The sequence below is a fragment of the Ktedonobacterales bacterium genome, from assembly GCA_036557285.1.
Classification (GTDB): domain Bacteria; phylum Chloroflexota; class Ktedonobacteria; order Ktedonobacterales; family DATBGS01; genus DATBHW01.
In genome coordinates, this window is record DATBHW010000033.1 from 57,536 (window position 1) to 67,839 (window position 10,304).

A 10,304-nucleotide genomic window follows, 5' to 3' on the forward strand; every position below is an offset into this window, starting at 1 on the left:
CTCGCTTACATGCTTGCACGTCAATTGCATTTGTTCGTAGGAGGATTTTACTCGTGGCAGAAAACACCGTTATCCGGCTCCCCGCTGAGGAACGTCACCAGCTTGAACTCGATACCCTGCGTCTGGCCGACACCTATCCGAAACTGGAAGGGTGGGCGCTCTCCCCTAAGATGGTTGCGACTTTCATCATGGGTACTATGGGCAAGCGCGCCTCCAGCAACGGCGGGACTCCCACTACCTTTAAGGCTGCCGATGGGCGCGACATTCAGATCACTCCCAAATACATCGGCGACCGCGCCCTCATCGAAGTAGCAATTGCCACCCTCGCCTCAGACCGCGCCCTGCTCCTGGTCGGCGAGCCGGGAACGGCAAAATGCGTCAAGCACGATACGTTGATACTCGATACCAGAACTGGTCAGCGCATAACTATTGCTGAAGCCTGCCGGCGCCGCGACCTCGAACTTGCCTCCCTGCAAGCAGACTATCATTTGAGGCCGCAAGCGCCGACAGACTTCATAAACAACGGCATTCGCCCTTGTTTTCGCGTTACCACCCATCTTGGTCGTGAGATCGAAGTAACCAGCAATCACCCTTTCCTTACCATAGACGGTTGGCGGCCTTTAGACAGTCTCCAATCAGGTGAGCGCATCGCAGTTCCAAGAGTGCTGCCCTTTTTTGGCGCCGCCGAACTGAGCGACGCCCATGTCAAAATCCTCGCTCATCTCATCGCCGAAGGCTGCCTCACCCAAAACATTCCATACCACTCCAATGCCCATCCTGAGATGCAGCGCGATTTTAGCCAGGCGGTTCAAGAGGCATTTCCTGAACTGGAAGCATATTGGTATCCAGATGGGAGATGGTGTAGTGTTTCAGGAGGAAAGCACGGACCCCAAAACCGTAATCGCTGCACGCAATGGTTACGTGATCTTGGCCTGATGGGTACCAATTCTGGGAATAAGTTTGTCCCTGAGATCGTGTTTTCTTTACCCAAACGCCAAATAGCCCTTTTCCTGAATCGGCTGTTTAGCGGAGATGGCTTTCTTGACATTCGCCCGACAACTCAACAGATTACCCTTGACTATGCGAGCAAATCGAAGCAACTTACCAGAGATGTCCAACATCTTCTGCTGCGATTCGGCATCAACGCGAAGATACGGACTCTAAAGACCGGACACTACCGACTGGTCATTTACGGTCCAGATGCTTGTCGAACATTTTTGCAAGAAATCGGACTTATTGGCCGGAAAAACGTGGAGGAGGCGCTCACTCTTCTTAGTGATCGCGCGAGACCTACAAACCCGAATCTTGACACCATTCCTTTTCGGGTATGGGAACACCTCGAACAAGCAAACATTAGTGCTGGGGTAGGAAATGCAGTTGCCCTGATGAAAGTTGATCGAACAGGCGCGGCTTACAAACTTTCCCGCTCTACCATTCTTCGTGGTCAGAGCCTATCCCGATCACGCTTGTTGAGGCTTGCAACACTCGTTGCCGATAAGGATTTACAACAGCTTGCTCAGAGTGACATTTATTGGGATACTATCAAGTCTATTGAGCCAATTGGCAACCATGAAGTGTACGATCTGAGCATGGCCGAAACCCACAATTTTGTGGCAAACGATTTTATCGTCCACAATAGCTGGCTCTCCGAACACCTGACCGCCGCCATCTCCGGCACGAGCCGCTACGTCATCCAGGGAACGGCTGGCACCACCGAAGACCAGATCAAATATTCATGGAACTACGCGCTGCTGCTGGCCGAAGGCCCCAGCCTGGGCGCGCTGGTTCCCAGCCCGATGTATCGCGCTATGGAAGAAGGCAAGGTCGTTCGTTTCGAGGAACTGACGCGCTGCTCCTCGGAAGTGCAGGATGGCATGCTCTCGATCCTCTCGGAGAAAGAGATTGCCGTTCCCGAACTGCGCATGACCATCCCAGCGCGGCGCGGCTTCAGTGTCATCGCCACCGCCAACACCCGTGATCGGGGCGTTAACGACATGAGCAGCGCGCTCAAGCGCCGCTTTAACTTCGTCGAACTGCCAGTCCCTGAAGACCTCTCCTCTGAAACAGCCATTGTGGAGAAGCGCACCCACGACCTGATGGCCGATTATAAGCTGGAGTCGCAACTGCCCGCCGATCTGGTCAAGATGCTGGTAACGATCTTCCAGGAACTGCGACGCGGGCGCACCATTGATGGCAAGGTCAAGGTCAAGACTCCTGGCGCTGTCCTCAGCACCGCTGAGGCGATCTCAGTACTCTTTAACAGCACGATCCTCGCCGCGCACTTTGGCAGCGGCCAGGTCAGCGCTTCAGAGGTTGGCCGCAGCCTGGTTGGCGCGGTAGCAAAAGAAGATTCACGCGATGTCGAAACCCTGCGCGAATACCTCGAAACGGTAGTAAAGGGCCGCTCTGGCAAGGAGTGGGAGCAGTTGTACGAGGCGCGTCGTTATGTCTAACGCTGTCGAAACGAGTCAGGCCGTCACCATCTTTCCGGTGCGCCATCACTCGCCAGCAGCCTCGCTGCATGTGCAGACGTTGATTGCCAAACGGAAACCTAAGATCATTTTGATCGAAGGCCCCAGCGACGCCACCGACCTGATGCCGCTGCTGCTGGCTCAGGGGACTGAGCCGCCGGTAGCCGTTCTCTGCTACTTCCAGGCGAGCGGCGACGCCAACCAGGAGACCGAGGAGCGCAGCGGGCCATCCTCGCTGGTCTCGCCCTTCTGCGCCTATTCGCCAGAATACGTCGCCATGCGCGCCGGGCAGAAAATTGGCAGTGTGCTGCGCTTCTGCGATATTCCCGCCGGAGCGATGCTCGAATGGCGAGCGCAGGATGCCACTCCAGGAACGCCCGCCGATCAACCAGCGCCAGCAAGCGAAGAGTCGGCCAGCGACGATGCCTCAAGCCATGAACACACCACGTCAACGCTGGAAACCCAGCTTGCCGCGCTCGCAGAACATTTTGACCGGCGCGATTCCAACGAGTTCTGGGATACCTACTTTGAGATGAGCGCGCGCGCCCTGAACGACGCCGCCGGATTCACCCGGCAGATGCACGCCTATGGCGATCTGGTGCGCGACTGGTACGAGCCGGATGAACCGCCAATGGTCGCCAGCGCGGCGGCAGCGCCCAAAGAGCCAGAGCCACAGACTCCAGAGGCACAGGCCCAGCCCAATCCATCTGAACGACCCGGCCTGAGCGGGCGGCAGATCGATTTTGATCGCTTCCGCGAGGCATTCATGCGCGACGAGATTCGCCGCGCCCTGGCGGAAGGCTACAAGCCAGAAGAGATTCTCGTCGTCTGCGGCGCGGCTCACGCCAGCGCCCTGAGCCTGGAGGGCAGCGATCTTAGCTGGGATGCCGGGCGTGTCAGCGAAGCCAAAAACGCGAAAGCCGCCACGCTGACGCTCATCCCCTACAGCTATGCCCGTTTGTCCGAGCAATCTGGCTATGGCGCGGGGAATCGCGCACCCGCGTACTATCAGCAGGTTTGGGAGAGCAAAGGCGATTTTGCTGCCGCCACGCGCCGCTTCCTGCTGCTGACGATGAACACCATGCACGCCAAAGGCCACGCGATCAGCCTGGCCGACGCCATCGAGGCGGAGCGTCTGGCCTGGACGCTGGCGGCGGTGCGCGATAAGCCCGCTCCAGGGCTGGAGGAATTGGAGGACGCCGCCCGCGCCTGCTATGGCCGGGGCGCGCTCGACACCCACAGTTTTCTGCGTCCCCTGCTTATCGGTGACGCACTGGGCAAGCTTTCTTCCAAAGTCGAGCGTACACCCCTTCAACAAGATTTCTACACTTCGACCAGCCGCCTGCGTCTTCCACTGGCGGACTCGCCTAAAAAGCTAGACGCGCTGCGCCTGACTGAGCCGCGCGATCTGCAACGCTCGGTCTTTATGCACCGCTTGCAGGTGGCAGGTGTTACGTTTGCCACGCTCAGCCGCAGCGGGCGCGCCGAGTTTCAGCAATCAACGAGCAGACACCAGCAGGGGGTCAGCGCCGATAATCTGAACTTCGATCACCTGCGCAACATGATGGAAATCTGGGAGGTGCAGTGGACGCCCCACACCGACATCCGCCTGATCGAGCTTTCTATCGAAGGCGACCGGCTGCGCGATGTCTGCACGCGCCTTCTACGCCGCGAACTGAGCGCCGCCCAGGATATTAGCGCGATCACCAGGATTCTCCTACGCGCTGTCCTGGCGAATATTCCCGAACTCTACAACCGTATTCTGCGCCGCTGCGATGAGGCGGTCGCTGAGGGCAGCGATCTGCTGGTATTGGCGCAGGCAGGCAATCACCTGCATCAGCTTGCCCAGTATGGTTCGACGCGCAAGCTCGACGCCGCACTGTTCACCAGCCTGCTCACGCGCGTCTATACCCGCGCGGCGCTGCTGCTGCCTGCTGGCGCTATCGTGGGTGACGATGAAGCCGCCAAAGTGGTCAGCGCGCTCAAGCTGCTGCATGAACTCAGCAGCCGCCGCAGTGATCTCGATGCCGCCCTGCTCAACGAGCGACTGGCGCTGGTCGCCGATGTGGAGGGGCGCAGCGAGAGCAAAGCAGAAAGTACGGTTCATCCCATCATCGCCGGACTATCCGCCACGCTCCTGCTGGTGCGTGGGGCCATCAGCCAGGATGACCTGGCGACATTGATGGGGCGTCGCCTCTCCGGCGCAGAAGAACCACAGCGCGGCGCGCAATTCCTGGAAGGCTTGCTGGCGCTGAATCGCGCCACGCTGCTGCGCAACCGCGACATTGTGGGCTGGCTGAACTTCTATCTGCGATCCCTGAGTTCAGAGGCGTTCTTACATACCTTACCGGTACTGCGCCGCGCCATGTCTGAACTCTCCAAATCTGAGATTGGCGTCTTGATGACCACTTTGGCCCCGCTGCTGGGCATCAAAGAGCGGCTGCAAGAAACGGCGCTGCTGGAGCCAAAGCATCTGGCCGAACTGCGCGCCATTGACGCCGAACTCAGCGCGCTGCTGCTGGGGGAGGAAGCGTAGTGGACACAATCACTATACACCCGGTCATGCCCCTGCTGCGCCAGGCCGAGCGCAGCCTGGCAAACACCATCGCCGGAGGACTGGATCAACTGACCTCCGGCAGCGAAGAAGTGAGCGATCTGATTCTTCGGCTGCAAGAAGCCGGATTAGAGCAGATTGCCGCCGCCTTGCAACGCGCCCTGGCCGCCGAAGATCGGGCGCAGCGGGCGGGAAATCTGCTGCGCGCTTTCACAGCGTTGGGCATCGTGCGCAGCCGCCTGGCCGATGGCGTCAGTGCCGATCTGGCAAATGCCCCGCTGCTGAGCGAGCAGAGCCGACTCTATATCCCGCCGCTGCCCGCCAACACCAACCCGGAGACGCTTCCGGGCGCGCTGGCGCTCTTGAAAGGGGAGGACTCGCTGCACCGCATCTACGCCGCCGAACGCATCACGCGCCTGGGTGAAGCGGCTGTGCCAGGTCTGCTGGCGCTGGCCCAGGATAAAAAACTCGATACCGCCATTCGGCGCACCGCCGCGCGCTGTATCGCCCAGATCGCCGCGCCTGCCGCGCAGGATGCGCTGGTCAAACTCTCAGGTATCCTTGATCTCTGGCGAGAGGTCAGCGCGGGACTGATTCAGCGCGGGCGAGCCGTCGTCCCGGCGCTGGAAAGCGAACTGGGCAATCCAGGCGCTGACGGCGCCTGGCTGATGGCGAAAGTTCTCTGGCGCGCCGGAGCTTATGAAGCGTTGCAACATGCTTATACCATCGCTACTACCCCTAAGGCAGCGAAAGAAGAGCCGAAAGAAGAAAAGGGTGGCAAAGGCAAGGAAGCAAAGGGGAAAAACAAGAAAAAGGCTGCTCCCAAAGCGCCCGAAGTGAGCGGCGCGTTTGCAGCCTACTATCAGGCGATAAGCCTCACCCAGAAGCAGGTCGCCGAGGCCATCGAGCCGAAAAGAGGCTATTACCTTGCGCCCACAAACCGCATCATTCTTGTGCTGGCCGGGCTTGAGCGCGGCTGGGCGAGCGAAGATGATCTGATTACATTGCTTGATGGGCAGCAGCGCAACGAGATACGCATCAGCCTGCGCCACGTCTATGGTACGCCCGCCCATGCCGCTGTGCTGGTCTACTATACCCGCATGCGGGCTTCTGCCAGCAAATATGCCGATAGAGATCGCGCACGTATCGGCATCAGCGCCCTGGACGACGCTAACCTGAATCTTCAGGATGAAGAGTCAGAGGACGAGGACGAGGAGGAATAATATGAGCGTTCCTACAGAAACAATGACCGAGGAGCAGCGCCACCAACTTTTGCGCTGGCGGCTGGTGCTGGGCCAACGCGCCCAGAAGTGCCAGTGCGGCGCGAAGGGCGGGCCAGAATGTTCTTGCACTGGCTCAGCACTAGATCTGAGCGGCCTGGCAAGCTCCATGCCCGACACCGACGCCTTTGGCATGGATGGCGCTCTAGAAATGATCTACCAGGAGCGCGGCGCCGGACTGGAGGGTTCCAAGGTCAACATTCCGCGCTGGCTGGGCGACATTCGCCGCTATTTCCCGCAAGATGTCGTCGCCATGATCCAGAAAGACGCCATCGAGCGCCAGGGCCTTGATGAACTGCTCTTTGAGCCGGAGACGTTGCCGCTGCTCGAAAAGAACGTCGATCTGGTTGCCACGATCATCTCACTCCAGAACATGATCCCGGAGCAGACCAAAGAGACGGCGCGGCAGGTGGTGCGCGAGATTGCCGAGCAGATCAAAAAGAAGCTGGAAAATGAAATTCGCCAGGCCGTCTTTGGCGCGATCAGCCGCAATACCCATAGCCCGCTGCCGGTCTATCGTAACATTGACTGGAAGCGCACCATCTCGCGCAACTTGAAAAACTACGATGGCGAACTGAAGCGCATCATTCCAGATCGCTTCTATTTCTGGGCCAACGAGAAGAAGTTCCGCGAGTGGCAGGTCATTGTTTGCGTGGATCAAAGCGGCAGCATGGCAAGCTCAGTCGTCTATAGCTCCATCATGGCTGCCATCTTCGCTTCGCTCTCGGTCCTGCGCACCAATCTGGTCTTCTTCGATACGCAGATCGTTGATATGACCGAGCAACTGAGTGACCCGGTAGAGATTCTTTTCGGCACGCAGCTTGGCGGCGGCACCGACATTGCCAAAGCCGTCACCTACTGCGCCCAGCAAGTCGTGCAGCCTGAAAAAACCATCTTCCTGCTGATAACCGACCTCTACGAAGGCGGCAACCGCAGCGCCCTGCTTTCGCAACTGGGCGCGCTAGTGGAAAGCAAAGTCCATTGCCTCTGTCTGCTGGCGCTCGACGACACGGGACGCGCCTCCTATGACCACGACCTGGCACACCGCGTCAGCGATCTGGGCATCCCGACGTTTGCCTGCACACCCAATAAACTCATTCAGATGATGGAAAACATCCTGCAAGGTAAAGGGGTGAAAGCATGAGCGAAGCCGCGACAGCTACTGCGCCAAGGATCACTGCCAGGGATGTCGAGGGCTGGTGCGCCATCAGTGAAGTGCGCGAAGGCCGCAAATATCTCCAGAAGGGCGCTGTGCTGCGCCCCTGGACCGCAGGAGTCGCTATCCACGCCGAAGTCCAGGGCAGCGGCTCCACGCCCTATCGCATCGACATCACCTTCAAGGAGAGCGGAACCAAACCCTCCACCAAATGCTCCTGCCCGGCCTGGCGGCGCAACCCGCTCTGTAAGCACGTCGCCACTGTCCTGCTGGCCTGGGCCAACAAGCCTGAAACATTCGCCGTCGTGGAAGCGCCGCCCACTGAGGTCAAAGCCAAACCGGCCCGCGCACCCAAAAAGACCGCAAGCGAAACCGACGGCGCCGCCGACGCTGCTACAAAGTCCAAAAGCGATGCCAACGCCGACGCCGCGCGCATGGCCCAACTGGAAAGCGGTCTCTCTCAGGCAACAGACCTGCTCACCGAACTTTGCGCGCGCGGCCTGCTGGCCGTCACCTCAGAGCAGGCCGATGCAGTGCTCAAGCTGGCTGAACTGCTGATCTCCCAGCGGCTCAACGCGCTGGGTCGCAGAGTGCAGGTGCTGGCTATTCGTCTGCGCCAGGTAAGCGATGCCAGAACGAATCGGCGCAGCGGACAGTCCACCGTGAGTGAGACCGATTTTGCGGCGTTACTGGCCGACGCCTGGCTGACGCTGGCCGCCACGCGGCGCGCCCTCAAGGCGGATCCGACGGCGAGCGACGCTTCCGCTGATCTCGAAGACCTGCTGGGTACAAAGTTCGATGAGAGCCGCCTCAGCAAAGCGCAGAGCGCCGCGCTGCTGGAAATCGCCTTCGAGGAAGAAGACGATGAGATCGGCTTTGTCACCGATACCAGCTATCTGCTCGACCTGGAGAGCGGCGAAGTGATGCTGGAGCGCCAGATTTTGCCCGCGCGCCTGGCCGAAAAGGGGCGCAAGCGGCCCTACAACTCCCTGCTGCTCAACTGCCAGATTGCAAGCAGCCGCAGCCAGCCGCCGCGCCGGGTCAAGGTCAGCGCCATCGGCCAGAAGCAGGCCATCACCGCCGACGCTCTATCAGACGCCGCCCGGCATGCCGTCACCACCGCTGCTGTCTTGCGCCGACGCCTGGCAGCGCAGATCGCCGACCCGCTGGCCCCGCGCGAACTGCTGGCGCTCTTTGCGCCGCATGCTCTCCAGGCCATTGACCCGACGGCTGCTCAGGGGAAGGCCGGGCCGCGCCTGCTGCTGGTAGATGCCGAAGGGGTTGCCCTGCCCGTCGAGGGCGCGGCCAGCGCGGTGCTAGGGATAGCGACCTATGAATCAATCCTGGCTCTGTTTGGGCGGCTCAAGCTCAATGATCGCGGCGAAGCCTTTGTCTTCGCCCCGCTGAGCATCCTCTGCGCCTCCGGCAAGCTCCAGATGCTTTCGTAGAGCGTGTGACGCTTGTAGCGCCGCCAGGGTAGCGGCGCTACAAGCGTCACACGCTCTACGGTTGGGAGCGCCGTTTCCGTAACTCATCATCCTCAAACAAGCGGCTGACGGTAGTGGTCTGCTGCCCCTGATATTTCGCGGTGCGCTTGATAGCGTAGCTCTCGCTGACCGGCGAACTCATCTCCTCAAAGGCAATCTGGCAGATACGCATCCCCGGATAGAGCGCCACCGCGATGCGGCCAAGGTTGCTAATCTCCAGCGTAATCGTCCCCTTGAAGCCGGGATCAATATAGCCAGCCGTACTATGAATCACGATGCCCAGCCGCCCGATGCTGCTGCGGCCCTCCAGCCGGGCCACCAGATCATCGGGTATCTCCACACGCTCCAGCGTCGTTGCCAGCACAAACTCCCCCGGATGGACGATGAAGCGATCATCTTCCCGCAAGCGCACTGTATTAGTCAACTGCCCAAAGCTCTCCGGGTCCGCCGGGTCAATCAAAGCCTGGTGGGTATGGTTGAAGGTCTGAAAATCATAGCCCAGCCGCAAATCAATCGAAGCGGGTTGGATTTGCACTTCCGGGTCCGGCGCGGGCAGAATCTTGATCTCGCCGCGCGCCAGCCGCAGCGCCAGGTCTCGATCAGAAAGAATCACAGGTTGTTCCTCACAGGCTGCTCCTATATTTAAGTAGACGCTTTGAGGGCTAGCTCCATTCAGGCTCAGGTTCCACCCCCAGCGCGTCCGCCATGCGATTGTAGTAATTAAAAAAGCCGATAATCTCGACAGCTTCCAGAATGGCTGCATCCTCCCATCCAGCCTCGCGCAGTTCAGCAATTCTTGCCTCATCCACCGTATGCACCCCTAACGTCACCTGCACAGCGAAATCGAGCAAGAGCCGCAGACGTGGCTCCAACTTCGCCTGGCGATAATCTGCCATTGCCACCTGCGCCAACCCTGCATCCTGTCCCGCCGCCGCTAACGCCTGACGGAGATCCTCCCCGTGCGCGCGGATTCAGTAATGGCATTGATTTGCCCGCGATACCACCACCGCCAGCAGTTCGCGCACCCAGCGGGGCAAAGCCCCCTCCTCGATCATCAGCGCCTGATACAGACCAATGGAAGCGCGCAGCACACGCGGGCGCAGACTCTGAATACTGACCACGTGAAAAATCTTCCCGGCGCGCTTCAACGCCGCATCATATTCGCGGCGCAAGACGCCATCAGCCTCATCTTCAGGAATGGTACGAATCCAGGGCATACCTGCTACCCCCTTTTTCCAGCATTGTACATCAGCGACCAAACATTGCCTATCCTGGCCGCGTATATCGGTTCTACCAAAAAGCGGGGGCCACCTGTAGCGCCGCCGTCTCGGCGGCCAACGCTGCGCCAGGGCGAGC

At 59.8% G+C, this 10,304-nt stretch carries 8 protein-coding genes; 5 read left to right on the forward strand and 3 right to left on the reverse strand.

The annotated features are described in order from the left end of the window. The first annotated feature begins 53 nt into the window (after positions 1 to 53). Genes VH599_09760 through VH599_09780 form a run of 5 tightly spaced genes read left to right on the forward strand, consistent with a single transcriptional unit; the run spans position 54 to position 8,909 of the window. Positions 54 to 2,453 carry an AAA family ATPase gene (locus tag VH599_09760; GenBank protein ID HEY7348586.1) on the forward strand — a complete coding sequence of 800 codons (2,400 nt, stop codon included), beginning with the start codon at positions 54 to 56 and terminating at the stop codon, positions 2,451 to 2,453. After that, positions 2,446 to 5,007, forward strand: a complete 2,562-nt coding sequence (locus VH599_09765; GenBank protein ID HEY7348587.1) for a DUF5682 family protein — start codon at positions 2,446 to 2,448, stop codon at positions 5,005 to 5,007. Before VH599_09760 ends, VH599_09765 begins: the two co-directional genes overlap by 8 nt. Beyond that, entirely contained in the window at positions 5,007 to 6,248 is a 1,242-nt protein-coding gene (locus tag VH599_09770; GenBank protein ID HEY7348588.1) for a HEAT repeat domain-containing protein, read from the forward strand. The genes VH599_09765 and VH599_09770 overlap by 1 nt, the downstream gene beginning before the upstream one ends. A gap of 1 nt (position 6,249) precedes the next feature. After that, entirely contained in the window at positions 6,250 to 7,449 is a 1,200-nt protein-coding gene (locus VH599_09775) for a VWA domain-containing protein (protein ID HEY7348589.1), read from the forward strand. Continuing rightward, complete coding sequence (locus tag VH599_09780) at positions 7,446 to 8,909, forward strand: SWIM zinc finger family protein (protein HEY7348590.1); 1,464 nt, start codon at positions 7,446 to 7,448, stop codon at positions 8,907 to 8,909. Before VH599_09775 ends, VH599_09780 begins: the two co-directional genes overlap by 4 nt. A 55-nt stretch (positions 8,910 to 8,964) precedes the next feature. On the opposite strand, the gene dcd is transcribed toward VH599_09780, so the two are convergent. The 3 genes from dcd to VH599_09795 all read right to left on the reverse strand — a co-directional run bounded on the left by dcd (position 8,965) and on the right by VH599_09795 (position 10,165). Beyond that, positions 8,965 to 9,561, reverse strand: coding sequence for a dCTP deaminase (gene dcd, locus VH599_09785; protein ID HEY7348591.1), 597 nt, complete (start codon positions 9,559 to 9,561; stop codon positions 8,965 to 8,967). 49 nt (positions 9,562 to 9,610) lie between these two features. Beyond that, the gene (locus VH599_09790; GenBank protein ID HEY7348592.1) at positions 9,611 to 9,850 is read right to left on the reverse strand and encodes a carboxymuconolactone decarboxylase family protein; all 240 of its coding nucleotides are present in this window, start codon (positions 9,848 to 9,850) and stop codon (positions 9,611 to 9,613) included. A gap of 69 nt (positions 9,851 to 9,919) precedes the next feature. Continuing rightward, the gene (locus VH599_09795; GenBank protein HEY7348593.1) at positions 9,920 to 10,165 is read right to left on the reverse strand and encodes a carboxymuconolactone decarboxylase family protein; all 246 of its coding nucleotides are present in this window, start codon (positions 10,163 to 10,165) and stop codon (positions 9,920 to 9,922) included. Positions 10,166 to 10,304: the final 139 nt, after the last annotated feature.

Coding starts and splice junctions, on each gene's coding strand:
- VH599_09765 (HEY7348587.1), top strand. CDS start 2,446: ATGTCTAACGCTGTCGAAACGAGTCAGGCCGTCACCATCTTTCCGGTG.
- VH599_09775 (HEY7348589.1), top strand. CDS start 6,250: ATGAGCGTTCCTACAGAAACAATGACCGAGGAGCAGCGCCACCAACTT.
- VH599_09780 (HEY7348590.1), top strand. CDS start 7,446: ATGAGCGAAGCCGCGACAGCTACTGCGCCAAGGATCACTGCCAGGGAT.
- VH599_09795 (HEY7348593.1), bottom strand. CDS start 10,165: ATGCCCTGGATTCGTACCATTCCTGAAGATGAGGCTGATGGCGTCTTG.